Origin of the sequence: Sinorhizobium sp. NFACC03, assembly GCF_900103435.1 — a bacterium.
Lineage (GTDB): Bacteria > Pseudomonadota > Alphaproteobacteria > Rhizobiales > Rhizobiaceae > Ensifer.
The window spans coordinates 24,609-49,427 of the sequence record NZ_FMXF01000040.1 but is presented as its reverse complement, the minus strand read 5'-3'; the positions used below and the strand labels follow the sequence as shown (position 1 = coordinate 49,427).

The window sequence follows — 24,819 nt, the reverse complement described above, 5'->3', positions numbered from 1 at the left end:
CGGCACGCCCGACGAGATCTACGACCATCCGGTCTCGCCCTTCGTCTTCGGCTTCATCGGCCAGTCGAACGCGCTCGCCGTCACGCTCCAGAACGGCGAGATCTGGTTCGAGGACCGGCCGATCGGGCTCAGGGCTCCGTCCGAGCCGGACGGGCCGGCCAATCTGCACTTCCGCCCACACGACATCGAGCTGATCGACGGCTGCGGCGGCTGTCTTGCCGGCCTCGTCACCGCCAGCCGCCGCGTTGCCGGCACCCGCCATCTCGAACTCGACCTGGGCCGCAACCATCCGCATGTCGAGATCGAACTGTCGCCCGAACGCGCCGCCGCCGGCGACCACAGCCGCATCGCCTTCCGGCCGACAAAGTGGAAACTCTTCAGAGACAACAGAGAGCAGGCCGCAACGACCGCACCGGCAAGGGCCGAGCAGCAAGACGCCGAGGAGAGCGCCGAAACGGAAGCCTTCGAGCTTGCCCGGACGGGCACCTGATCTCACCGGCCACCCGCCGACGAAGCGCGCTTGAGCTTCGTCGGCCGATTTCGGTTTGCTTCGATATGCGCTAAGCAGGGACGCCCGCGGCAAACCATTGCCGCGGAAACGGGAGAAGCGCATGACGATCGTCGACGACCTGAAACAAGCCCTCGGCGACATCGTCCTGACCGGAACCGAGATTGGCGAACGCCACCGCAGCGACGCCAGCCTGACCGGCCGCGAACTCCCGAAGGCCGTTATCCGACCGACAAGCAGCGAAGAGATCGCCGCAGTCCTCCGCCTCTGCAACGAGAACGGCCAGGCAGTTGTAGTCCAGGGCGGCCTGACCGGGCTGGCCGGCGGCGCCAATGCCGGCAGCGACGCGGTGGTGATTTCGCTCGAACGTTTCACCGGTATCGAGGAGATCGACCCGCAGGCCGGGACCATGACAGTGCGCGCCGGCACGCCGCTCGAGGTGGCGCAGCGCGCTGCAGAAGGGGCCGGCTTCCTGTTGCCGATCGATCTTGGTGCCCGCGGCTCCTGCCAGATCGGCGGCAATCTCGCCACCAATGCCGGCGGCATCCGTGTGCTGCGCTATGGCGTGACGCGCGACAACGTGCTCGGCCTCGAAGTCGTGCTGGCCGATGGGACTGTCATCTCGTCGCTCAACAAGATGATCAAGAACAACACCGGCTACGATCTCCGGCAGTATTTCATCGGCTCGGAGGGAACGCTCGGCGTGATCACCCGCGCAGTCCTCCGTCTGCGGCCGCTGCCAGCCGGCCGGCTGACGGCGCTCTGTGCCCTCGACAGCTTTGATAATGTGGTTGCCTTCCTCACATATTGCCAGCGCCGCCTGCCGGGGCTCTCGGCCTTCGAGGCCATGTGGCAGAACTATTTCCGCTTCAACGCCGAGGCCGAAAAGCAGAAGCTTTTTGATGAAATTCCGCCTTTCGCCGTGATCGTCGAACAGGATCTCCTGGGTGACGACAGCGAGCGCGGTGCGTTCGAAGCCTTTCTCGGCGAAGCGCTCGAAGCCGGCATCATCAGCGACGCGCTGATTGCCCAATCGGAGAAGGAAAGCCGCTCGTTCTGGAACATCCGCGAGGGCCACGCGATGGACCAGCTCTTGCCCGCGCTGATCAACCTCGATGTCAGCCTGCCGATCGGCGATATCGGCCTCTTTACCGCGGAATGCGGCAAGGCGCTTTCCGCACGTTTCCCGGCCGCCCACGTCTCCTTCTTCGGCCATGTCGCCGACAGCAACCTGCACATCGCCTTCTCGCAATCGGACAGTGACGCGGAAACGCCGCACATTGTCGACGGCATCGTCTATGAGATCGTACGACGTTACAAAGGTTCGATATCGGCCGAACACGGCATCGGCACGTTGAAGCGCGATTTTCTCGACCATTCGCGCAGCTCCGCCGAGCTCGAACTCATGCGGCGGATCAAGCACGCGCTCGATCCGAACGGCATCCTCAATCCCGGCAAGGTGCTCTGAAGCAACTCCAGGAAAAGTGTGAAGCGGTTTTCCGTCCGGAGTTGCGCCTTTCAGAGAGGCGGCTTCAGAGCCAGGAAGCCGGTGTCTTCGGCAGACGCTCCTCGGGATCGATGACCTTCAGCTCGGGGCCTTCACCTTCGTTCCAGCGCCAGAGCGCGACGCAGGTGCCGCCAGGCGACATGAACGACGGATAAATCAGGCCAGCGAAGCCTTGGGCGCTGAGCTCCGCCTGCAGGCGGTGCGTCTCCGGCACGCGACCGCGATCAAGCGCGTCGCGCCATTCGCAACGGTGGATATCCACGGTGATACCGAACCCGGCCAGCTCATCCGCCGCGGTCAGATCGGCGAGCCGCGCATTGCGCAGCTCGAGCTGCGCGATCAGCGCCGGGTGCTGGACGAAACCTTGATTGTATTCCGCCCAGGCGGTCGAAAGTTCGCGGGCCGCGTAGATTGTCGGCGTCCCAACTGGATTCCAGCGCCCGCCGAAGCGCGCAGCACCCTCACCGGAGAGCGGCGCATGTGCCCAGCGCGGGACGTAGGCGCGCCACAGGCGCACCGGCTCGCTTCTCGCCATCAGGCGTAGACACCGGAACGTACGGCTTCGAGATAGGCGAGCACCTTGTCGGCCTTGCCTTCGCCGACAAGGTCATAGGCGGTCTTGCCGGCCCAGCCGGGGATCGGCTGGTGCTTGAACCAGATCACGGCGCGGCTGTCGTCCCCCGCCATCTCGCCGGCCATGGCGAGGATGCGCACGACGTTGCTCAACGCCGCATCGACCTTGCGGGCGCTGGACTTCGCCGTCAGCGTGTTGCGTGCGACCCCGATCAACTTCGCGAGCTCCGCAAGCGTCACGCCGAGGCGATCGGAAACCAGCCTCGCGGAGAGGAAGGACGAGTGGCTCTCGCCGTAGTGGGCGGCAGAAACATTAAAACTGACAGCAGCCATGGCAACATCCGAGCTCTTTTTGAACATCATCTAATCAAAATAAGCTCAAAAGGCGCCCATTTCAAGGAAGGCCTATTGCCGCCAGGATGGCTCGCGCTTGTCAAAGAAAGCGCCGACACCTTCGCGGGCCTCGTCGGATTCCCAGCAATCAGCAAGCTGCTCGATGGTCACGGCAATGGTGTCCCCGGTGATCGGTGGTCCAAGCGAACGGGCCAACCGTTTGGCCCGCCCGGTCGCCTCGGGCGCCACTGCCAGATAGGGCTCGATCTCCGCTTCGACCGCCGCATCCAGGGCATCCGCCGCAGCAACGACCGTGGCCAGCCCCAGAGCCCGCGCCTCTTCCGCACCGAACAGCCGGGCGGACATGAACAGCGGCCGCGCCTTGCCCTCGCCGATGCGGGCGACAACATAGGGGCTGATGGTGGCCGGGATCAGGCCGAGACGCGTCTCCGTCAAACCAAATTTGGCGTCGGCCGAAGCGACGGCCGCATCGCAGATGCTCATGAGGCCGACGCCGCCGCCAAAGGCGTTGCCATGCAGGCGGCCGATCACCGGCTTGGCGATCTCGTTCAGCGCCTTGAACATCATCGCCAGACGCGTCGCCTCGACGATCCGCGTCGCCCGATCGGCATCGAACTGCTCACGCATCCAGCCGAGATCGCCGCCGGCGCAGAAGCTGCGGCCTTCGGCTTCCAGTATGACGGCCCGGACCGAGCGATCGTCCGAAAGCGAATGAGCGGCTTCGGTCAGTTCGCCGATCATCTTCGCCGAAAGCGCATTGTGCTTCTGCGGTTGTGCCAGCGTCAGCCGCGCGACGCCGCGTGCGTCGGTCGCGATCCGGATCGTTTCGAGGGTCATGATCTTGTCCTCAAGGTGCGCGCGAAAGCGGCGGCCTGTTCGAGCTTCGCCGTGTCGAGGCCAGTCGAGAACCCCTTGCCGGTGACGAAGGCGTTGACGGCGAGTGTGTCGACATTGCCCGCCGCTCCAGGCGCATAGGGACAGCCACCGAGACCGCCGGCCGAGGCATCGAAGACCCGCAAACCGCGGTCGAGCGCCACGGCGATATTGTCGAGCGCGCGGCCGGACGTATCGTGGAAATGTCCGGCAAGCCGCTCGGACCGAATGCGCTCCAGCACTGCAGCCAGCATCGCGTCCACCGCCTCCGGTGTGCCGCGACCGATCGTGTCGCCGAGACTGATCTCATAGCAGCCGAGTTCATCGAGTAGGCCGGCGACATCGGCGGCACTGGCCGGCGCGATCGCACCCTCATAGGGGCATTCGACCACGCAACTGACATAGCCGCGCAGCAAAAGCCCGCGCTCACGGCAGGCGTCGGCAATCGGGCGAAACCGCGCGATGCTTTCGGCGATCGAGCAATTGATGTTCTTCTGCGAGAAGGTTTCGGAAGCCGACGCGAAGATCGCCACCTCGTCGGCGCCGGCTTCAAGTGCTCCCACAAGCCCGCGCATATTGGGCGTCAGCACGGCGTAGCGCGTACCGGGTCGCCTGATAATGCCGGCCATCACCTCGGCGGCGTCGGCCATCTGCGGCACCCATTTCGGGCTGACGAAGCTCGTCACCTCGATCCGCTCATAGCCGCAGTCGGATAGCAGATCGACGAGGCGGATCTTGTCGGCAGTCGCAACGATACGGCTTTCATTCTGCAGCCCGTCACGTGGCGCCATTTCGACGATCGTCACGTGCTCAGGCACCGCTCCGCTCATTCTGCGCTCTCCGCCTGGAGCATCACCAACACGGCGCCGGCGCTCACCTGTTCGCCTTCACTGACCAGTACGCTCTCGACCACGCCGGCACGCGAGGCCGACAGCGTAAGCTCCATCTTCATTGCTTCCATGACGGCGAGCGCCTGCCCCTTTTCGACCGTATCACCCGGGCGGACCCGGATGAGCTTGACGATGCCAGGCATCGGCGCCGACACCTCGTCGTCGGCCACCTCGCTGGAATGACCGGTGCCAAGCGCATCGGGCAGGCGCAGGACGTAAGTGTCACCGTTGAGGAACAGGGTGATCTGCTCGCCTTCGCGCAGGAAGCGGAACTCATGCTGCGCACCGGAGATCTCGGCGCGGGCGCCATCGGTGAACCGGTCGAGGATCACCACAGGCAGAGCCGCCGTTCCGGTGTGGACCGCAAACTGGTCGCGGCCGCGGGCAGCGAGCGTCACAATCGCCCGGCCGCCTGCGTGCTCTATCGTGACGTTCCTGCTGGCGTCGCCCCAGATCTGCCAATGGCCGAGTGCCGACCATGGATCGGCAGATCCATCCGGCAGCAAGGCGCCGGTGGAGACGATCGCCGCCAGTGCCAGCGCCGCGTCGCTTGGCGCCTTCGTTGCCGTGAGCTGATCGATGGAACGGTCGATGAGGCCGGTATCGGGATGCCCGGCGCGAAAATCCGGCTCGGCGGCGAGACGCGCCAGAAAATCGAGATTGGTAACCGTGCCGCCGATGCGGCAAGCCTTCAATGCGCTTTCGAGCTTTACCAACGCTGCCGATCGGTTCGGGCCATGAACGATCAGCTTGGCGATCAGCGGATCATAGAATGGCGTGATCCGGTCGCCCTGCCGCACACCGGCATCGACACGCACGCCATCTTCCGGAAAGCTCAGCGTCGTCAGCCGCCCGGTCGCCGGCAGAAAGCCGCGTGACGGGTCCTCCGCGTAGATGCGGGCTTCGAACGCCCAGCCGTCGATGCCGATCTCGCTCTGGCGTTTGGGCAGCGCTTCGCCGGCGGCGGCGCGCAACTGCCACTCGACGAGATCGATGCCGGTGATCGCCTCCGTCACCGGATGCTCCACCTGCAAACGGGTGTTCATCTCCATGAAATAGAACTGGTCCGGCCAGAGCCCGTCCGTCACGTCAGCGATGAATTCGACGGTGCCGGCGCCAACATAGCCGATCGCGTGGGCTGCCCGAACCGCAGCATCGCCCATGGCGAGCCGCACTTCAGCTGTCATTCCGGGGGCCGGCGCTTCCTCGATTACCTTCTGGTGGCGGCGCTGCAGCGAGCAGTCGCGCTCGAAGAGGTGCAGGATATTGCCGTGCCGGTCGCCGAAGACCTGGACTTCAATGTGCCGGGGTTTCGTCAGGTATTTCTCGATCAGCACCGAGCCATCGCCGAAGGCGGCTTCCGCCTCGCGGCGCGCCGCCTCGAGTGCGGCTGGAAACTCGGCGGCGCTGTCGACGCGCCGCATGCCCTTGCCGCCGCCGCCGGCGCGTGCCTTGATCAGCACCGGATAACCGACATTTTCCGCTTCGTTCGCGAGAAAGTCCGCATCCTGCCGCTCGCCGTGATAACCGGGGACGACCGGCACACCGGACTGCTCCATCAGCGCCTTGGCGGCATCCTTCAGCCCCATGGCGCGGATCGCCCGCGCGGATGGCCCGACGAAGGTGATCCCGGCCGCCTCGACGGCGTCGGCGAAATCGGCATTCTCCGAGAGAAAACCATAGCCCGGGTGGATCGCATCCGCACCGACCGCGCGTGCGGCAGCGATGATGCGCTCGGCCGACAGATAGCTTTCGAGTGCCGGCGGCGGGCCGATGCGGATCGCTTCGTCGGCGAGCGCCACGTGCAGCGCACCGACATCGGCATCGGAATAGACGGCGACCGTACGAATGCCGAGACGCTTGGCGGTGCGCATCACCCGGCAGGCGATCTCACCGCGATTGGCAATCAGGAGTTTGGAAAACATCGGCATCCTCGGCCCCTATCGCGCAGCGATCACATCGATTTCGAGCAACCAGCCGGCATCGAAAATGCCGGCGATCGCCACGGTCATGGCGGGTGCGAGCGCGCCCAGATATTCCTGGCGGGCAGCACGGTTGGCCATGGTGTACTGGCGGTCGGCAAGCAGGACCGTCACCTTGACGATATCGGACTTCGTCATACCCGCCGCCGTCAGCTGGGCGTCAATGTTCGCCCAGACCTGGCGCGCCTGCGCCTCGAAACCCTCCGGCAATGCGTCTTCGGCCGTCAGCGGCACCTGGCCGCTGACAAAGAGCAGGCGCTCGAAATCTTCAAGGCACACGGCCTGCGAATAGCCGCCGCGCGGTTGAGGTGCATTCTTGGCGTTGATGTTCTCGCGCTTCATCAGCTCATCCCTACATCCTGAAGAGGCCGAAGCGCGTGTCTTCGATCGGCGCGTTGAGCGCTGCCGAAAGCGACAGGCCCAGCACATCGCGCGTCTTGCGCGGATCGACGACACCGTCGTCCCAAAGTCTTGCCGAGGCATAGAGCGGATGGCTCTGGCGTTCGAAGAGATCGAGGATCGGCTGGCGGAAACGCGCCTCCTCCTCTTCGCTCCAGGGCGTGCCCGCCCGCTTCAGCGCCTCGCTGCGCACGGTCGTCAAGACGCCGGCCGCCTGTTCGCCGCCCATCACCGAGATACGGCTGTTCGGCCAGGTCCAGAGGAAGCGCGGCGAAAAGGCGCGGCCGCACATGCCGTAATTGCCCGCGCCGAAGGAGCCGCCGACGAGCATGGTCACCTTCGGGACCCGCGCCGTCGCCACCGCCGTCACCAGCTTGGCGCCGTGCTTGGCGATGCCTTCTGTCTCGTACTTCCGCCCGACCATGAAGCCGGTGATGTTCTGCAGGAACACGAGCGGGATCTTGCGCTGAGCGCAGAGCTCGACGAAATGCGCGCCCTTCAGTGCGGATTCCGAGAACAGCACGCCGTTGTTGGCGATGATGCCGACCGGAATGCCATGGACATGGGCGAAGCCGCAGACGAGCGTCGTGCCGTAGCGCGCCTTGAACTCGTCGAAACGGGAGCCGTCGACGACGCGGGCGATGACCTCGCGGATATCGTAGGGCGTGCGCAGATCGGAAGGCACGATGCCGGCAATTTCGTGCGGATCGTAGAGCGGCGGTTCAGATGCCGCGAGTTCGACCGACAGCGGCTTGTGCCGGTTGAGCGCGGCGACAGCCCGACGCGCCAGCGCCAGCGCGTGGGCGTCGTCACGCGCCAAGTGATCGGCCACGCCGGAAAGGCGGGTATGCACATCGGCGCCGCCGAGATCCTCCGCCGAGACCACCTCGCCGGTCGCCGCCCTGACGAGCGGCGGGCCGGCGAGAAAGATCGTACCCTGGCCCTCGACGATGATCGTTTCGTCGGACATCGCCGGCACGTAGGCGCCGCCGGCCGTGCACGATCCCATCACCACAGCGATCTGCGGAATGCCGGCAGCCGACATGTTGGCCTGGTTGTAGAAGATCCGGCCGAAGTGATCCCTGTCCGGGAAAACCTCGTCCTGGTTCGGCAGATTGGCGCCACCGGAGTCAACGAGATAGATGCAAGGCAGATGGTTTTCCGCGGCGATCTCCTGCGCGCGCAGGTGCTTCTTGACCGTCAGCGGATAGTAGGTACCGCCTTTGACCGTCGGATCGTTGCAGACGATCATGCATTCGCGGCCCGACACCCGGCCGATGCCCGTGATCAGTCCGGCCGCCGGCGCATCGCCATTGTACATGCCGTGCGCCGCCGTCATGCCGACTTCGAGAAACGGCGTTGCGGGATCGATGAGATTGGCCACCCGGTCGCGCGGCAGAAGCTTGCCGCGGCTGACGTGGCGCTCGCGCGCGGCATCGCCGCCACCGCCGGTCGCAAGCTTCACGGCCTCCTCGACCGTCACGATCGCCTCGGCCATGGCCGCCTGATTGGCCCTGAACGTTTCGGAGGACGGTGAGATGTGAGATTTCAGAACGGTCATGAAGTCCTCATTGGATCGAGTTCGGCCGCTTTTCGTCTCATCCCGCTCTAGCTCGTCTCGGTGAACAGTTCCCGGCCGATCAGCATGCGGCGAATCTCGCTGGTGCCTGCACCGATCTCGTAGAGCTTGGCGTCGCGCAGCAGACGACCCGCCGGGTAGTCGTTGGTATAACCGTTGCCGCCCAGCGCCTGGATCGCCTCGAGCGCGAGCGCCGTCGCCTTCTCGGCCGCGTAGAGGATGCAACCCGCCGCATCCTTGCGCGTCGTCTCGCCACGATCGCAGGCGGCTGCCACCGCATAGACATAGGCGCGTGCCGCATTTGCCGTCACATACATGTCCGCGAGCTTGCCCTGCATCAGCTGGAATTCGCCGATCGCCTGGCCGAACTGCTTGCGCTCATGCAGATAGGGGACGACGACATCAAGGCAAGCGGCCATGATACCGAGGGGACCGGCCGACAGCACCACGCGCTCGTAGTCGAGCCCGGACATCAAAACCCGCACGCCGCCGCCGATGGTGCCGAGCACGTTTTCCTCGGGCACCTCGCAATCTTTAAAGATCAGCTCGCAGGTGTTGGAACCGCGCATGCCGAGCTTGTCGAGCTTCTGGCCGGTGGAAAATCCGGCATAGCCTTTTTCGACCAGGAATGCGGTGATCCCGCGCGGACCGGCCGCCGGATCGGTCTTGGCATAGACGACGAGCACGTCGGCGTCGGGGCCATTGGTGATCCACATCTTGTTGCCGTTGAGCACATAGCGGTCACCGCGCTTGTCGGCCCTCAGCGTCATCGAGACGACGTCCGACCCAGCGCCGGGCTCGGACATTGCAAGCGCGCCGACAAATTCGCCGGAGATCAGCTTCGGCAGGTAACGCGCCTTCTGCTCGTCATTGCCGTTGCGGTTGATCTGGTTGACGCAAAGATTGGAGTGGGCGCCGTAGCTGAGGCCGACCGAGGCCGACGCGCGGCTGATCTCCTCCATCGCCACACAATGGGCGAGATAGCCCATGCCGGCACCGCCATGCTCCTCGCCAGCGGTGATGCCGAGCAGGCCGAGTTCGCCCATCTCGCGCCAGAGCTGCATCGGAAATGCGTTGTTGCGATCGGTTTCATCCGCCAATGGCGCGATGCGGTCCATTGCGAAGCGCCGCACGCTCTCGCGCAATGCGTCGATGTCCTCGCCAAGTGCGAAGCTCAATCCGCCCTGAAACATGTTTATCCTCCCATCGTGCCTGCCGCGCGGTCTCCTCCCACAGCGGCCGTACGATAACGCTCCATCCTCTACGCGGATCGCGGCGAATGCAATGATATCAACGCCGCGACATGGCCGGACGATAGCACCGCGTTCCGCTAATTTCCTTCCAAAGAGGGGCGAAGCCAAGCATGATATGAAAATCCGGAGGCGTCCGCCGATTGCATCCTGTGCGTGAGGCGGTCACCGGGCGCGCACGCCACGGCCGCTTTGGATCGTACCCCGCTCAGGTGCCCCCCCAATTCGCAAGTCCCTCAAGCTGAGCGAGCACCTCATTGATCACGGCCTGCGTCGGAGGCTCGATGTCCACGGTTACGGTCAAAGGCTCGCCGACAGGGTGTTCTAGCGTCGCGAGCTGCGTGTCGAGCAGAGAGGCGGGCATGAAATGTCCCGTCCGGCGCTGCATCCGCCCGACAAGAACATCGCGATCGCCGTGGAGATAGACAAAAGCAATGGACCTGCCGGCGCTCTCGCGCAGCAGATCGCGATAGCTGCGCTTCAGCGCCGAGCAGGAGACAACTACCGGCGCATCAATCGACGCGAGCTGTCGGCCGATCTCCTTCAGCCACGGCCAGCGGTCCGCATCGGTGAGCGGAATACCCGCCGACATCTTGCGGATGTTTTCCTCCGGATGCAGCGCATCACCCTCGACGAAGCGGTAACCGCAGGCAGCTGCGATAGCCTCACCGACCGAGGTCTTGCCGGTACCGGATACGCCCATCACCACGATGGAACCGGGAAATGCCAGGCGGACAACAGCCTCGGACGCGTGATCTTTCGACATGGCCTTACTCCTTGCATCTGCCGCGCTCGCTCTCCCTGATACCGTCGCGGCACCGGGTGAACAAGGCGGCTCATGCAAGTCTCAGACGATGTCTCAAACTGAAGCACGGGGGCGAGCGACGTCGTTGACGCCCTCGCCATCCGGTGCCTGGCCGTAGCTCATGCGACGCATCTGGGCGATGACCCGCTCCATCTCGTCATCGGGAAGGACCGGCGGCTCGCCGAGCGTCAACGCCTGGACATACATGCGCGACAGAGTCTCGATCTCGATGGCCAGCCACAGGGCGGATTCGAGCGTTTTGCCGAGTGAGATCTGGCCGTGCTGGCCAAGCAGGCAGGCAATGCGGTCCTTGAGCGCCACCAGCGCCTTGTCGGAGAGCGCCTGGGTGCCGAAGGTCGCATATTCGGCACAGCGGATGGTCGTGCCACCGGCAATGCCGGTCATGTAGTGGAAACTGGGAATGGTCTTGTGATGGCAGGCAAGCGTCGTCGCATAGACCGAATGGCAATGCAGCACGACGTTGATATCCGTGCGTTCCCTCAGGATATCACGGTGGAAGCGCCATTCCGACGAAGGACGAAGGCCGACATAGGTGCCGTCGAAATCCATCTCGACAAGATCTTCGGGCTGCATCGTCTCATAGGGCAGCGACGAGGGCGTGATCAGGAAACCGGTATCGGTGCGCAGCGAAATGTTGCCCGCAGTGCCCTGATTGATACCGCTCGAATTCATCCGGCGGCAGATGTCCACCATCTCGCGGCGGAACGACAGCGTGTCTGTCTTGGTCATCGATATGTCCTTTCGAAGTCGCGAGTGAAACCGTTGTTGTGCCCGATGCACGCCCGGGCCCGCCATTGCGACGCATAGACGGCGACCGCTGGCGAAAGATGCGAAACGTCGCCCGGATCGGCGAGCGAGAGCGGGGCCGGGCCCTGGCGCAGGCCCTCCCCGGCAAGCAGTGCGGCGCCGGAGGCCACGCCGTAGGCGTCGAGATTGAAGCGCACCCGCCGGTTCGGCATGAGCGCCGCAACGAGACGGGCATAGAGAGGATCGCGCAGGAAGCTTCCGTCGAGCACGACCAGCGGCCCCGGCCCCAACGCCTCGACGCATTCCGTGGTCAGCAGGGCACAGTAAAGCAGCGCCAGCGCCTTGCGCTCGACCGGCGTCTCCGGCGGTGGCCCGTTGATGCGGCCGCGGCCGGCGCTTCCCGGAAAGAGACCGTCGTCGTCGCCGAAGGACGGCAGCGCCATGGTACGTCCAGCAATCAGGCCGAGCACGACATCGTCCGGGACCGGGGCCGCCGGAGGTGCGCTGCCCGCCACGTGCGAAAACTCGCGCCCGCCCATGGTGAGCACGCCGCCGAGCGGTTTGCCGAAGACGTCGCTGTTCAGCGTCATGCCGCGGTGCTCGTCGAGCCGATCGAGGGCCGTGCGGCCGGAAAAGCCGACGATCCAAGTCCCGGTCGAAACGACGATGAAATCGGTCAAGCCGGCCGCGTGATAACGATAGTGATTGAGACTGCTGTCGTGGCCGCCCGCCAGCACCCGCAGTCCGTCCGGCAGCCCGTGGCGGCGGGCAAGCTCCGGACGCACACGGCCAAGGACCTGCCAGGCATCGGCGAAATCCGGCATCAACCGCTGCCAGCCGCGCGCGGTAACAATGGGCGCAAAGCGGCGTTCGGCAACGTTCCAGAGATGCGACTGTGCGCCGAGGAAGCTCGTCTCCGATGCCGCAACACCCGACAGGCGCCATGCCCAATACTGCGGCAGGCCCAGATACCAGCACGCAGCATCGACAGCACCCGGCGCGTGCTCCTGCATCCAAAAGAGCTGGCGCGCCTGATGGGTGGCGCTGTGCATCATCGCGCTGCCGCGGTCGAAGAAGGAACCGGCAAGCGGCGCGTAGCCTTGCCGGATCGCCTCCGGCAAGGGCTGCTCGTAATCGATCATCGGCAGGGCGGCACCAGCCGTCGCATCGGGGTCATCGCCGACGAGGACGCCGCCAGAGCCATGACCGGCGGCGACGAAGGTTTGCAGCGGATGACGGCTGGCAAGCGCTTCAAGGTTGGAGAAGATCCATTCGGAGAGGCTTGCGAGATCGTGATGTCGCCAGGGCGGACCGGGCAGCACCGGGTTGGCCACACTCAGCGTTTCCAGGACGACGCCATCGACCGTGACCGCGTTCAGCTTCACATTGGTCTTGCCGACATCGAGCACGGCCACCGTACCGGCTTCCTCGTCTGCCGCGACTGACATGCTGCGACCCTCCCGTCCTAACCCAAACGCACGCGGCGGCGCTTTTAGATCAAACCGTATTGTTTCGCCTTGTTGCGCAGGAACGGCAGGCCGTTGCCCATGACCTCTTCCTCGTCCTTTGCGACAGGACGCCAGACGGCGAGGCCATAGGCCACCTCCGGCGGCATGTTGATGAAGCTCTCCATCGCAAGGCCACCCTTGAACCCGATGGCGGCAAGCGTCGCGAAGATCTCGTCCCAGGCGCAATTGCCGTAGCCGGGCGTGCCGCGATCGCTCTCAGAGAGATGGATGTATTTGATAAAATCGCGCGCATCGAGAATGCCGGTGCCGATGCCCTTCTCCTCGATGTTCATGTGATAGGTGTCGAGGTGGACGAAGACGTTATCGGCCCCGACCCGCTTGATCATGTCGACCGCCTGCCAGCCGGTGTTGATCAGGTGGTTCTCGTAACGGTTGACCGCCTCAACGCCGAGCTCGATGCCGCGCGTCTTCGCATGCTTGGCGGCTGCCGTCAGTACGCGCGCGATGTTGTCGTATTCGGCCTCAGTCGGCGGCACGCCGGTACGCTCGCCGATGCCGCCATAGATGACGCCTGACAGCGCCTCGCCGCCAAGATCGGCCGTCTTGTCGATCGCCACCTTCAGGTGCTCGATCGCCGCATCGGGGCGAACGGATGCCCAGGCGTGCTCGGGCAGACCGAGCGAGCAGACGGCGCGCAGCTTGTTCTTCTCCAAGAGTGCCTTGGTGTGGGCGGTGTCGACCACCGGCGGATTGAGCATCGGAATCTCGATGAAATCGACGCCGTATTTCACCGCCGCGGCGACGGCGCGCTCGGCACCGGAACGATCCCAATTCATGGTCCACATGCTCGTATGGACGCCAAAACCCTGCATGGTCACGTTTCCTTTCTGACAAATGAAATCTTGAACTTGGTGGCCACGAAGCGCAGCACCATGACGCCGGCAAGCAGCAGCCCCCAGACGGCGGTCGCCAGATGCTGGTTGGCACCGATGAGGTTGAGGCCGGAGGAAAGAAGCTGGAGCACAATCAGCGCGACGAAGACGGGAATGACCCGGCCAAAGCCGCCGAACGGATTGACGCCACCGAGGAAGCAGGCAAGCACGGTGATCAGCAGGTAGCTTTCGCCGTGGCCGATACGCACGGAGTTGAAGCGCGCCAGCATGATGATGCCGGCGATCGCGCACATGGCGCCCGAGAGCGCATACACGAGCACGATCACCTTGCGGGTGTTGATGCCGGAATAGCGCGTCGCCTCGAGGTTGGAGCCGATCATGTAGGTGTTGAAGCCGAGCTTGGTGCGGGACAAAAGCATGTGCCAGGCGAGCACGCAAACGATGAAGACGATAAGCGGGATCGGCACCCCGAGAAGCGAGCCGTGGCCGAGTGGACCGAGGAAGGCGGGAAAGCCCGAGACATCGCCGCCGCGGGTCAGGAACTCGCCGAGGCCGCGCAGGAAGATCATCATCGACAGCGAAACAAGGATTGGGTGAGCGCGCGTAAAGGCGATCACTAACCCCATGATCACGCCGCTCGCCGCCCCGACGAGGATCGCCAGAACCGAACCGAGCAGGAAGGCGCCGAGACCCGCATCCACCCCGCCATTCGCTTGCAGGACCCAAGCGAGCGTCAGCCCGGCGATGTTGGCGGTAAACGTGATCGCAAGATTGAGGCCGCCGGTCAGGATCGGCAGCAGCATGGCGAGCGTCAGAAGCCCGAGTTCGGGAAGCTGGAAGGCGACTGAGCCGAAGGTGGCGGCACTGAGGAACTGCGGCGAGGCAATGCCGAAGACCAGCATGACGGCAAGGAAAGCCAGTCCTGGTCCCGCCATTTCCGGCCCAAGCAGGCTCTTTATGCGATCGACAACCGCGCTCATCGTCCGGTCCCTTTCTGGGTGAGGAAGGGCAACAGCCGTTCGATGCTGGTGTTGGAGAGCGTGATCGCGACCAGGATGATGGCGCCGATGATCATCTTGAAGGCGAAAGGGGAGACGCCCATCAGGTTGAGGCCGTTCTGCGTGATCGAGATCAGGAGCACGCCGAGCACGCAGCCGAGTACCGAGCCCTTGCCGCCGCCAAGGCGAGCGCCTCCAAGGACGACTGCCGCGAGCACATCGAGTTCGCGACCATAGAGTGCGTTCGGTACCACCTCCTGCGCGTAGTGAGCCTGGATGAGGCCGCCGATGCCGGCCATCAGGCCAAGCCAGCCGAAGGCGATGAACTGCATGGCGCCGATGTTGATGCCGAAGCGGCGGGCGCCTTCTGGATTGTCGCCGAAGGCGTAAAGTTGTCGGCCGGTGGTGGTGCGGGTGATCAGTACCCAGGTGGCAATGACGCAGATCGCCATCACCAGCACCGGCAGGGTGATCTCGATCCAGGTTCCATCAGGCATCTCGCGTTCGAAGAGCACGACACGTTCCGTCAGCCAGTCCGGCAGGTCATAGATCGACACGCCCTTGGTGAAGAACATCAACAGGCCGAAATAGATGTTGAAGGTGGAGATCGTCGCCACGATCGAGATCACCCGGAAGCGGTGGATCAGGAAGGCGTTGACGGCACCAAGCAGGACGCCGATCGACCCGGCGATCAACAGCCCCGAGACCCAGCCGCCGCCACCGATCCAGCCGAGCGCGATCGCCGTACCGTACTGCACCACGGACGCTGCGACGGCGAAGGAAATATCGATGCCGCCGGCAATCAGCACCACGAGCAGCCCGACGGCGAAGATGATGTTGACCGAGCTGATGTTGAGCAGGTCGAAGGCGTTGCCGAGCGAGAAGAAGTTGGCCGTCGTGACCGATAGAACGGCGCAGATCGCGATGATGACGCCCAGTAAGGACACCTCGGTCGCATGGGTGCGGACGAAGCTAGGCATAGACAGCTCCTTCGATATCACCGAGCGAAGATCTGCGCGGATCATAGCTGCCGACGATGCGGCCCTGCGCCATGTGCAGAACGCGGTCGGCGTTGAAATAGACCTCAGGCACCTCGTCGGAGATCAGGATGATCGCGAGCCCGCTCTCAGCCAATCGGGCGACGATGTCGAAGATGCCGGCGCGCGCGCCAACGTCGACGCCGACGGTCGGAGCGTCGAGGATCAAAAGCTTCGGATCGGTTGCCAGCCACTTGGCGATTGCCACACGCTGCTGGTTGCCACCCGAAAGGGTCGAGATCGCATCCTGCTGGAGGCCGATCTTGACGCCGAGATCGGCGATCCAGCGGCCGACAAGGCTGCGCTTGCGCTCTTCCGAGAGCAGGCCGCCGGAGAGGACCTTATCGAGCGAGCTGATGACGAGATTGTCGGCGATCGGCTGCGCCTGAATGAGACCGAGCGAGAGCCGGTCCTCCGAGAGATAGGCGACGCCCGCCTCGATCGCATCGCGGTTCGAGGAGAAGCGGATCGGCTTGCCCTCGATCGAAATCGAGCCCGATGCAGGCTTCAGCATACCGAAGAGCGTCAGCGCCAGTTCCGTGCGCCCGGCACCAAGCAGCCCGGTAATCCCGAGTGTCTCGCCACGGCGCACGGTCAGCGAGATATCTTCGAACTGGCCAGGGCGCGACAGTCCCTTCACATCGAGCACGGCCGGCTGCCCATCGCGCGACTTCGCACGTACCTGCTGGTCGAAGGTCTTGCCGGTCATCAGCTCGGTGATGCGCGATTGGGTCATGCTGGCGGCGGAGTAGACGCCGACCAGTGCGCCATCGCGCAGCACCGTAATCCGGCTTGAGATCTCCAGCACTTCGGCAAGCCGATGGCTGACGAAGACGACGGCGACGCCGGAGGCGGAAAGACCGCGAACGATATCGAGCAGGTGATCGGTTTCCGATTGGGTCAGCGATGCGGTCGGCTCGTCCATGAAGACGAGCTTCGCTTCGCCGACGAGAGCCCGGGCGATCGCCACGATCTGGCGCTGGGCGATTGCGTATTCCTTGAGTGGCAGATCGACGTCGAGCGTCACGCCGAGGCGGGCGAGCGCATCCTTCGCGATCTGGCGCATGCGGCTGTAGTCGACGAGCTTCGGCCAGCGACCGAGCACCGTCTGGAAGGCGATATTCTCGGCAACGCTCATCTCCGGGAAGAGCGCCAGATCCTGCCAGATCACCTGGATGCCGCGGTCCTGCGCCGTCACCGGCGACATGTGGGAGTAGGTTTCGCCATCGAATTCGATCGAGGCGCCATCGGCAGGGCGATAGACGCCGGTGATGATCTTGATCAGCGTGCTCTTGCCGCAGCCGTTTTCGCCGGCAAGGCAATGAACTTCGCCCGGGCGCACGTCGAAGCTCACATTCTTGAGCGCTTTGACGCCACCGAAAGTCATGTTGATGTCGCGCAGGGACAAAAGCGGCCTTTCGCCTCCTCCCGCGGTCGCAAGCTGGTGCATGTGTCTGTGCCCGTAAATCATGTTAAGTTGGAGCGGGATGCGGGCGGAAAACCGCAAACACGTTTCCTCAGCGCGCTCCTGTACCGTTGAAGGGACTTGCCAGGCCGGCCGGAGCCGGCCCAGCAGCCGGGAGAACCCTTAAACTTTGGACCTCAGAGGCCCATGGCCGCGAGATCCGCGACCGTCTCCTTGTTGATCGGCACCAGTTGGTCGACGATGATATTGCGGTTCTCGAAGTCGGGCTTGACCTTGCCGAGACCTTCGATCTCATCGCCGTCCTTGACCTCCTCGCCCTTCATCAGCTTGTCGGCAAGGGTGACGAAAACTTCGCCCGCCTGCTTCGGATTCCACATGAAGCCGCCGGAAATCGCGTCGGACTTCACCAGTTTCTGGCCCTGGCCGGGTGAGAAGGGACCGAGCACGAAGATCTCGCCGACCTTGCGGCGTTCTTCGACGGCGCGGCCAGCGCCGATCGGACCCTGGCTGCCGAAGGCGAGGAAGCCTTTCAGGTTCGGATGGGCGGAGATCAGGTCGAGTGCGGTCGACCGGCTCTTATCGACGTCTTCAGCAACGCCGTAGCGGTCGCCGACCAGCGTCATCTCCGGATAGTTCTTCTTGATGTAGGCGATCGCCGCATCGGCCCAGGCATTGTGCAACGGCACGGTCAGCGAGCCGACGAAGACGGCATATTCGCCCTTGCCGCCCATCTTCTCGGCAAGCAGCTTGCCATGCGCCTCACCGAAGCCGGTCGAGGATGCCAGTTCGAAGTCCCAGTCGGCACCCTTCTGGTTCGGCGATTCATGGGTGATGACGATGATGCCTTTTTCCTTGGCCTTAGTGAGCACCGGCTCGAGCACCTTGGCATCGTTCGGCACCACGCCGATCACCTTCACGCCTTGTGCAATGAGGTCTTCGATCGCGCGCACCTGCAGCGCCGGGTCGGCGCTGGTCGGGCCGACCATGAAGGCGTCGATGCCGAGCTTCTGGCCGCGCTCCTTGATGCCCGCTTCCATGGCGTTGAACCATGGGATACCACCGATCTTGACGACGACGCCGACCTTGCCGGCATCTTGAGCAAAGGCAGCCGCAGAGCTGGCAAGCGCCAGCGATGTCGCCAGGGCGGCGACGAGAATTTTCCTGATCATGTCTCTCCTCCACTCGTTCCCAAGAAGGAACGCGCCCGGTCGCCATCTAAGCGCCGGCCTCCAGTTTCAAACCATCACTGGCGAAGTGCTTCCTCGCCTCCCTGACAGCCGCCTCCTCAGACGGCACCAACAAATTGCACAATCGATATTTCTTGTTTGCACAATCGATGGTGCAAGAACTATTGTGCAGACTTAATCTTTCGTCAAGGGGAAATCGGCACTAAAACGATCAAGGGAGAAAACGATGGCCAGCAGCAGCAAAAAGAAAGCGACGATCTACGACCTGTCGGTATTGTCGGGGAGTTCACCCTCAACCGTAAGTGCAGTCCTGAACGGCACCTGGCAGAAGCGCCGGATCAAGGAAAGCACGGCGGAACTGATCCGCAACCTCGCTGAAACGCATCAGTATACGGCCAACCGCCAGGCGCGTGGTTTGCGCAGCTCCCGCTCGGGCCTGATCGGCCTGCTCTTACCGATCCACGACAACCGTTATTTCTCGTCGATGGCGCAAACCTTCGAGGCGCATGTCAGAAGCAAGGGACAGTGCCCGATCGTCGTCAGCGCCAGCCGCGATCCGAAGGAGGAGCGCAAGACCGCGGAGACGCTGATCTCCTATTCGATCGATGAACTCTTCATCTGTGGCGCCACGGATCCCGATGGCGTGCACGAGGTCTGCGAGGCGGCCGGCCTCAAGCACATCAACATCGACCTGCCCGGCACCAAGGTTCCTTCGGTCATCAGCGACAACTACGAGGGCGGACGGATGCTGACGGAGGCGATCATCCGTCACTTCCAGGCAACGGGCCCGCTGGAACCGCATGAGCTCTACCTCTTCGGCGGCCGCAACGACCATGCCAGCCGAGAGCGTATTCGCGGGTTCCGCGCCGTCAAAAACGAACTGCTCGGCGCCGATCCGGACGAATGCATCCAGCCGACCGGTTATGCGCCGAACAACGCCAGGCTTGCCTTCGAGGCCTTCTACGAAAAGCACGGCAAACTGCCGCGCGGCCTCTTCGTCAACTCGTCGATCAACTTCGAAGGCCTGCTGCGCTTCATGGCAGGACATCCGCACGAGAACTTCGCCGACCTCGTCGTGGGCTGCTACGATTACGATCCCTTCGCATCCTTCCTGCCCTTCCCCGTCATCATGATCCGCCAGGACGTCGAGGGTATGATCACCAAAGCCTTCGACGTCATCGAGGAGGCCCGGCCCCAGCCGCGGATCCACCTCATCCAGCCCGAACTGGTGCAGCCGCGAACGGCGCTGACCGGCCCGCTCGATGCACTAAAGGACATCGAATAGGCCGCCTGACCAGTGCTTTCTCAGCCAACAGCACTTCTAAACAAAAAAATCATCTGTACATCCCACTAAATTCCACGTATTAATTGGCAATGGATGCGATTGACAGAAAAATCATCGAAATTCTCGCTGAAGACGCGAGGCGGTCGCTGACTGACATCGGAGCCGCGGTGGAGCTTTCGCCCTCCGCCGTTAACGAGCGCATCCGTCGGCTCGTCGCCAATGGCGTGATCCGAAACTTCACGCTGGAAGTCGACCATCGCGCGCTTGGCCTCGACGTGCTTGCTTTCGTCTGGGTCGGCCTGGCGCCCGATGCGGACGAGGCGGCGTTCCGCGCCTTCATGGCCGATCATCCGGCCGTGGCCGAATGCCACCACGTCACCGGCGCCTGGTCCTATTGCGTCAAGGTCCGTATGCCGTCGCTCGGCGATCTTGAGCCGTTCCTTGCCGAGTTGAAGCGCCGGCGGTTCCTGGCGCGAAGCGAAACGGTGATCGCGCTGTCGACCGTCCGGGAAAGCCTGGCAACGACCGCGCCGCGCGCCTGAACGGACGCGTAAAGACTACTGGAACATTTTTGAACTGCCGCACATGTTCCATCCTTGATCTGGATGGATTGAGCCATGCCGCTGCCGGAGCCCTATGCCCATGTCTACGTTGCTGTTTGGAAAAAGCCTCCTGGTCGGTCTCGCGGTCGCGGCCCCACTCGGCCCCATCGGAGCGCTCTGCATCAACCGTACGCTGGAGCGCGGCTTCTGGGCGGGCGTCGCCGGTGGGCTGGGAACAGCCGCCGCCGATGCCACCTATGCAGCGCTTGCCGCGATCGGTTTCGCCGCCTTTGCGGCGGTGCTTTCCATGATCGCAACGCCGCTCGGCCTCGCCGGCGGACTGTTCATGATCTGGCTCGGCTGGAGCGGATTGCGGCCGAAACCGGTGACGGCCGCGGCCGACGTCGGCGGTCGCGATCTCGTCCGCACGACCATCGCCACCTTTTTCCTGACGATGACCAGCCCGGCGACAATCCTCTCCTTCGCTGCGATCTTTGCCGGCCTCGGCCTTGCCGAAGCAGGCGATGCGCTGAGCGCCGCCATCGTCGTCGTGGGCGTCTTCCTGGGCTCGCTCGGCTGGTGGTTTTTCTTGAGTGGCGGGGTGGCGATCGTCCGAACACGGCTGCCGGACAGCTTCGTCGCCTGGGTGTCGCGCCTTTCCGGCCTGGTCCTAATTTCCTTTGGGATCATCGCCATCGCCGCCGCCGCCAAGGGGTTGGTCTAGAACAGTTGGCGCAGCCCGGCTGTTTCGCATCAAGTCGCGGGCTTCACGGCCTCCACGTGCCACCACTTGGGCCGTGCGGAGCGGTAGCTGTGGCCGGTCGGGATCAAGTCGGCGGTATTCGTCTTGTCGAAGATGCCGAGCAGCAAGGCAACGACCGGTGCATCGTCGATCGCCCCCAATACTGCTGCCGCAGGCCGGGCAGAAGGCGCGGCTGGAATAGTCGGACGAGCGGTAGACCGAAGGGGCGTCGCCCGGACCGGTCCACGCAATCACGTCCTTGTCGAATTCGACCCACGCCACCGTCAGCGCGCCCGAATGGCGCTGGCACATCTTGCACGAACATGTGTGCGGCTTGCCGGGCGCCCATTTGGCCTCGAAGCGGATTGCTCCGCAGAGGCAGCCTCCGGTGAAAAGCGGTTTCTTCTTCCCAGCGGCAACGGTCGTCATAGGCCAATCTCCAGCAGCATACATGATTCGAGATGCGCCACCGTACGTTGTGTCAACAGCCAAAGAAAGCCGAGGGTCGGAAGCGAAATACGCCCGGTTCAATAGAACCAGGCGCCGATGTCGCGAAACGCCCGCTTGCTCTGGTCGCGTCGGTTGCCCTCGGGCGCAGCCTTGCCGTCGGCAACGGGAAGACGGAAACCGAAGGGCTCGGACGGCACCCCACCACGATCGCACCAATAGGCATCGAGATCAGCCATCATCATCTTCCGTCGCTTGAGGCGACGGCGATTGATCACATGCCTTTCGTTCGAAACCGCATGGATTGAGGCCGTGTGCCCTTCCGCCACCAGCCCCTGGAGGACGAGCAGTGCCGCATCCTTGGGGCGCAGACCGCCAAGATCGCGTGTTGCCGTTATCAGCGCTCGTTTCGCGTCTTCGCCCTTCGGCCCCTGCATGCCGCCGATCGCAAGGCTGTATGTATCGTCGTTACAGCGGACGAAGACGAAACCGACCGTGCAAAGCGTGTATTCGTCACTCTGACGACGAAGCCGGATTGCGAAGGCGCCTTCGTGGCGGGCACCGCAATGATCCGCCAATTGCAGCTGAATGCGATAGTTTTCGCTGCGACCGGAGACCGTTCCTATCTCCAGCGTGCCACCGCGCCAGAGCGCCATCAGCGAGCGGCGCGAGAGGACTTCGCTTGCAACGTCGAAATGATTGAGCATCAAATCGAGCCGCTCTGACGAGGATGCACCGTGCAGGAAGAAGGTCGGGATCGATTTGCGCACGAGATCGTCGTGCGGCAGCCCCAGGCGATAGCGTTCGCCGAACTCGCCGAGAAAGGCGATCCAGCGCGCCGTAAGCAAGGGGTGGCGCACAAATCGCATCGAAAAGACGACGGCGCGTTTCAGGCTCACCCGGAGGCCGAGCGTCAGGACGTGACCCAGGATCGATACCTTGGCTTGCGACCGATCCCTGACGACCGGCCCAGAAACCGAGCGTCCGGAAGACGATAGCGGCTCACCGCCAAAAGTCGTGCTGTCTTGAGCGGGCAACCGCAGATCGGCGCTGTATTCCTGCCTGATTTCCAGGGACATGGTGCAATCCTTGAGAGCAAACTCTGCCGGCCGGATTATTCGGCCAGCCTCGGTTTGCCCGTGGACTGTCAAGGATTTGCGGAGAAGTGGTCGGCAATTGAGCGCGGTACCTGCGGGCCGGGCGCGACGTCCGGAGGAGCTGACGCCCTCCGCGCTCGGCGCCAGGAAGCGGCACCGCCGCCGGGCCTTAGGCTGGGATGGCGCGCGGCAGGACGATCGTGATCACGGCGCCACCGCCGGCGCGGGACGCGAATTCCAGCCGCCCGCCATGCGCCTTGGCGATCGCCTGCACCACGGAGAGACCGAGACCGGTGCCGCCCGTTGCCCGCGACCGCGAGGCATCGCCGCGCCAGAAAAGATCGATCGAATGGGTCGAGACATCGTCCGGCAGTCCTGGACCGCGATCCAGCAACCGGATGAAGGCCTCGTCAGCGCCGCGTCGGCCCGTCTCGCACCGCAATACCCCGCCATTGGCTGCGTAACGCGTGGCGTTCTCGATCAGCGCCAGCAGAGCCTGGCGCAGGCGTTGCGAATCTCCCGAGACCCGGACCGGTTCCAGCGCCGTCTCGACCGACATGCGAGCCGAGCCAAGCAAGGTGCAGGACGCGCCGAGAACCTGTGAGGCCTCGGCAGCGAGATCGACCGATTGACACTGAGTGACCAGCTTCTGGCCGGCGGCGAGCGAAAGGGTGCGCAAGTCCTCGACCAGGGCGGAAAGCCCCTCCACCTGGAGCAAGAGTTGCTGGATCCTCTCCTGTTCGAGAGGAAAGACGCCGTCGGCCATGCCCTGAAGGTTGCCCTGAAGGATCGTCAGCGGCGTGCGCAACTCGTGGGCGACCGCCATCGTGTTGAAACGCAGTCGGCTTTCCATGTTTTCGAGCTCGGCCGCCAGTTCGTCGAAGGTCTTCACGAGCGTTGCCACCTCCTTGGCACCCTTGCGGATCGATCCGACGCGCACGGCGAAATCGCCCGCCCTGAGATTCTGCGTCGCCTGGGCGAGCACCTCGAGCGGCCGGCTGATCTTGCGCGCCAGCCAGTAGCCGACGAGACCGCAAAAGGTCACCGCGGTCGCCCCGAAGCCGAGGATGATTTTGTCCACCTCCCAGTTTGCCCACTCCTCGAGTTCGGGCATGGTCGAAAGCAGTTTCTGCAGCGATTCCTGGCTCGGCAGCTTGCCGGAATTGAAATCGGTATAGGCCTGAGCCGCTTCCGGCGGCATCCGCTCCAAGAGCCGCGCCTCCAGCCGCGGCTCCATGTAGTCGACGCCGGCATAGATGATGAACACGCTGATGATGAGCAGGACGATCGTCACCAGGGCCGTGAGAATGCCGAGGGGCAAGCGCGAGAGGCTGATCTTCATCTTGGCTCCACGAAGCGATAGCCGACACCGCGAACGGCACTGAAAAGACCGCTGGCGCCCAGATCCTCGAGCTTGCGCCTGAGATTGGCGATATGGGTATCGACCGTTCGGGCCAGCGCATCGCTGTCCGGCAGGCAGGCGTCGAGGATATCGGCGCGGTCGAAGGCATGCGTCGGGCGGCGGATCATGTGGGCGAGGATGCGGAATTCGCTGAGCGTCAGCGGCACCGAGTGGCGGCGGCCGCTCTTCTCGACGAAGGCGACATGGGCATCGAGATCGACTTCCACGTTCTCGAAGCGAAGCACCGTCGCGCCGGCGCCGTTTCGGGTGCGCCGGAGAACCGCGTTGACGCGTGCTACCACCTCCTGCGGGTTGAACGGCTTGACCACATAGTCGTCGGCGCCGAGCCTCAGGCCGGTCAGCCGGTCGAGATCCTCGGCCAGCGCCGTGACCATGATGACCGGTGTATTGCCCTCACGTCGCAGGCGGGCGAGGACTTCGAAGCCGTCGAGCTTCGGCATGCGCACGTCGAGCAATACTAGGTCGGGCGACAGCACCGCATGATGCGTCAGCGCCGTCTCGCCATCGGCGGCACGTACCGTCCGGAAACCATCGCGCACCAGATAGGCATCAAGTATCTGCGCGATTTCCGGCTCGTCCTCCGCCAAAAGGATGAGACCCTTGTCGACCATAAAGCAACTCCCTGGCCCGATGTTGTGATCAGCAGCTTATGGGATGAATAGATTCGAGTTGCAATTCGCCCGCACGGCACTGCCGCCCTTTAGCTGGCTTTCCGGATAGAGCCCCGACAAATCTCCGCCGTTTCTTGACAATCGGCATCGGGGCTTCAGGGACATTGATAGATG

At 63.9% G+C, this 24,819-nt stretch carries 25 protein-coding genes and 1 pseudogene; 5 read left to right on the top strand and 21 right to left on the bottom strand.

Annotation, left to right across the window (positions count from 1 at the left end; genetic code table 11):
• Together BLU35_RS30880 and BLU35_RS30875 are read left to right on the top strand one after the other, a co-directional pair.
• Window positions 1–490 (top strand): TOBE-like domain-containing protein (locus BLU35_RS30880; protein WP_176907505.1); only part of this gene is annotated, 490 nt, incomplete at its 5' end.
• 121 nt (window positions 491–611) lie between these two features.
• On the top strand, window positions 612–1,976 hold the full coding sequence (locus tag BLU35_RS30875; RefSeq protein WP_093235957.1) for an FAD-binding oxidoreductase: 1,365 nt from the start codon (window positions 612–614) through the stop codon (window positions 1,974–1,976).
• A gap of 64 nt (window positions 1,977–2,040) precedes the next feature.
• Here the strand turns inward: BLU35_RS30875 and BLU35_RS30870 are convergent, their stop codons facing one another.
• The 16 genes from BLU35_RS30870 to BLU35_RS30795 all read right to left on the bottom strand — a co-directional run bounded on the left by BLU35_RS30870 (window position 2,041) and on the right by BLU35_RS30795 (window position 18,480).
• Window positions 2,041–2,550 carry an RES family NAD+ phosphorylase gene (locus BLU35_RS30870; protein ID WP_093235956.1) on the bottom strand — a complete coding sequence of 170 codons (510 nt, stop codon included), beginning with the start codon at window positions 2,548–2,550 and terminating at the stop codon, window positions 2,041–2,043.
• The gene (locus tag BLU35_RS30865) at window positions 2,550–2,921 is read right to left on the bottom strand and encodes an antitoxin Xre/MbcA/ParS toxin-binding domain-containing protein (RefSeq protein WP_093235961.1); all 372 of its coding nucleotides are present in this window, start codon (window positions 2,919–2,921) and stop codon (window positions 2,550–2,552) included. Before BLU35_RS30865 ends, BLU35_RS30870 begins: the two co-directional genes overlap by 1 nt.
• Window positions 2,922–2,993: 72 nt before the next feature.
• Window positions 2,994–3,779: a crotonase/enoyl-CoA hydratase family protein gene (locus BLU35_RS30860; protein WP_093235955.1), complete on the bottom strand. Its 786-nt coding sequence runs from the start codon at window positions 3,777–3,779 to the stop codon at window positions 2,994–2,996.
• Window positions 3,776–4,645, bottom strand: a complete 870-nt coding sequence (locus tag BLU35_RS30855; RefSeq protein ID WP_093235954.1) for a hydroxymethylglutaryl-CoA lyase — start codon at window positions 4,643–4,645, stop codon at window positions 3,776–3,778. The genes BLU35_RS30860 and BLU35_RS30855 overlap by 4 nt, the downstream gene beginning before the upstream one ends.
• Window positions 4,642–6,630: an acetyl/propionyl/methylcrotonyl-CoA carboxylase subunit alpha gene (locus BLU35_RS30850; RefSeq protein ID WP_093235953.1), complete on the bottom strand. Its 1,989-nt coding sequence runs from the start codon at window positions 6,628–6,630 to the stop codon at window positions 4,642–4,644. Before BLU35_RS30850 ends, BLU35_RS30855 begins: the two co-directional genes overlap by 4 nt.
• Before the next feature lie 15 nt (window positions 6,631–6,645).
• On the bottom strand, window positions 6,646–7,029 hold the full coding sequence (locus tag BLU35_RS30845; protein ID WP_058320699.1) for a RidA family protein: 384 nt from the start codon (window positions 7,027–7,029) through the stop codon (window positions 6,646–6,648).
• A gap of 10 nt (window positions 7,030–7,039) precedes the next feature.
• A complete protein-coding gene (locus BLU35_RS30840) occupies window positions 7,040–8,647 on the bottom strand; it encodes a carboxyl transferase domain-containing protein (RefSeq protein WP_093235952.1) in 1,608 nt (535 codons plus the stop codon).
• A gap of 47 nt (window positions 8,648–8,694) precedes the next feature.
• On the bottom strand, window positions 8,695–9,858 hold the full coding sequence (locus BLU35_RS30835) for an isovaleryl-CoA dehydrogenase (RefSeq protein ID WP_093235951.1): 1,164 nt from the start codon (window positions 9,856–9,858) through the stop codon (window positions 8,695–8,697).
• A gap of 265 nt (window positions 9,859–10,123) precedes the next feature.
• Window positions 10,124–10,681 (bottom strand): gluconokinase, encoded by a 558-nt coding sequence (locus BLU35_RS30830; RefSeq protein ID WP_093235950.1) that lies wholly within the window; start codon window positions 10,679–10,681, stop codon window positions 10,124–10,126.
• 93 nt (window positions 10,682–10,774) lie between these two features.
• On the bottom strand, window positions 10,775–11,470 hold the full coding sequence (locus BLU35_RS30825; protein WP_093235949.1) for a class II aldolase/adducin family protein: 696 nt from the start codon (window positions 11,468–11,470) through the stop codon (window positions 10,775–10,777).
• On the bottom strand, window positions 11,467–12,936 hold the full coding sequence (locus tag BLU35_RS30820) for an FGGY family carbohydrate kinase (protein WP_093235948.1): 1,470 nt from the start codon (window positions 12,934–12,936) through the stop codon (window positions 11,467–11,469). The genes BLU35_RS30825 and BLU35_RS30820 overlap by 4 nt, the downstream gene beginning before the upstream one ends.
• Window positions 12,937–12,980: 44 nt before the next feature.
• Entirely contained in the window at window positions 12,981–13,829 is an 849-nt protein-coding gene (locus BLU35_RS30815; RefSeq protein WP_093235947.1) for a sugar phosphate isomerase/epimerase family protein, read from the bottom strand.
• A 2-nt stretch (window positions 13,830–13,831) separates the two neighbouring features.
• Window positions 13,832–14,830, bottom strand: coding sequence for an ABC transporter permease (locus tag BLU35_RS30810; RefSeq protein ID WP_093235946.1), 999 nt, complete (start codon window positions 14,828–14,830; stop codon window positions 13,832–13,834).
• Window positions 14,827–15,828: an ABC transporter permease gene (locus tag BLU35_RS30805; RefSeq protein ID WP_093235945.1), complete on the bottom strand. Its 1,002-nt coding sequence runs from the start codon at window positions 15,826–15,828 to the stop codon at window positions 14,827–14,829. Before BLU35_RS30805 ends, BLU35_RS30810 begins: the two co-directional genes overlap by 4 nt.
• Window positions 15,821–17,335, bottom strand: coding sequence for a sugar ABC transporter ATP-binding protein (locus BLU35_RS30800; protein ID WP_093235944.1), 1,515 nt, complete (start codon window positions 17,333–17,335; stop codon window positions 15,821–15,823). The genes BLU35_RS30805 and BLU35_RS30800 overlap by 8 nt, the downstream gene beginning before the upstream one ends.
• Before the next feature lie 152 nt (window positions 17,336–17,487).
• Window positions 17,488–18,480 carry an autoinducer 2 ABC transporter substrate-binding protein gene (locus tag BLU35_RS30795; protein WP_093235943.1) on the bottom strand — a complete coding sequence of 331 codons (993 nt, stop codon included), beginning with the start codon at window positions 18,478–18,480 and terminating at the stop codon, window positions 17,488–17,490.
• Between the two features lie 244 nt (window positions 18,481–18,724).
• On the opposite strand from BLU35_RS30795, the gene BLU35_RS30790 reads away from it, so the two are divergent.
• The 3 genes from BLU35_RS30790 (at window position 18,725) to BLU35_RS30780 (ending at window position 21,049) form a co-directional block, all read left to right on the top strand.
• Window positions 18,725–19,783 (top strand): LacI family DNA-binding transcriptional regulator, encoded by a 1,059-nt coding sequence (locus tag BLU35_RS30790; protein ID WP_093235942.1) that lies wholly within the window; start codon window positions 18,725–18,727, stop codon window positions 19,781–19,783.
• 89 nt (window positions 19,784–19,872) lie between these two features.
• Window positions 19,873–20,325, top strand: coding sequence for an Lrp/AsnC family transcriptional regulator (locus BLU35_RS30785; protein WP_093235941.1), 453 nt, complete (start codon window positions 19,873–19,875; stop codon window positions 20,323–20,325).
• Between the two features lie 100 nt (window positions 20,326–20,425).
• Window positions 20,426–21,049, top strand: coding sequence for a LysE family translocator (locus BLU35_RS30780; RefSeq protein ID WP_093235940.1), 624 nt, complete (start codon window positions 20,426–20,428; stop codon window positions 21,047–21,049).
• A gap of 29 nt (window positions 21,050–21,078) precedes the next feature.
• On the opposite strand, the gene BLU35_RS36790 is transcribed toward BLU35_RS30780, so the two are convergent.
• The 5 genes and pseudogenes from BLU35_RS36790 to BLU35_RS30760 form a co-directional block, all read right to left on the bottom strand.
• On the bottom strand, window positions 21,079–21,228 hold the full coding sequence (locus BLU35_RS36790) for a hypothetical protein (protein ID WP_353615055.1): 150 nt from the start codon (window positions 21,226–21,228) through the stop codon (window positions 21,079–21,081).
• 28 nt (window positions 21,229–21,256) lie between these two features.
• Window positions 21,257–21,496: pseudogene (locus tag BLU35_RS36915) on the bottom strand (GFA family protein); the annotation flags it as partial.
• Between the two features lie 98 nt (window positions 21,497–21,594).
• Window positions 21,595–22,593, bottom strand: coding sequence for a DUF535 family protein (locus tag BLU35_RS30770; protein WP_093235939.1), 999 nt, complete (start codon window positions 22,591–22,593; stop codon window positions 21,595–21,597).
• 187 nt (window positions 22,594–22,780) lie between these two features.
• Window positions 22,781–23,953, bottom strand: coding sequence for an ATP-binding protein (locus BLU35_RS30765; RefSeq protein WP_093235938.1), 1,173 nt, complete (start codon window positions 23,951–23,953; stop codon window positions 22,781–22,783).
• Window positions 23,950–24,645, bottom strand: coding sequence for a response regulator (locus BLU35_RS30760; RefSeq protein WP_058327291.1), 696 nt, complete (start codon window positions 24,643–24,645; stop codon window positions 23,950–23,952). The genes BLU35_RS30765 and BLU35_RS30760 overlap by 4 nt, the downstream gene beginning before the upstream one ends.
• Between the last annotated feature and the right edge of the window lie 174 nt (window positions 24,646–24,819).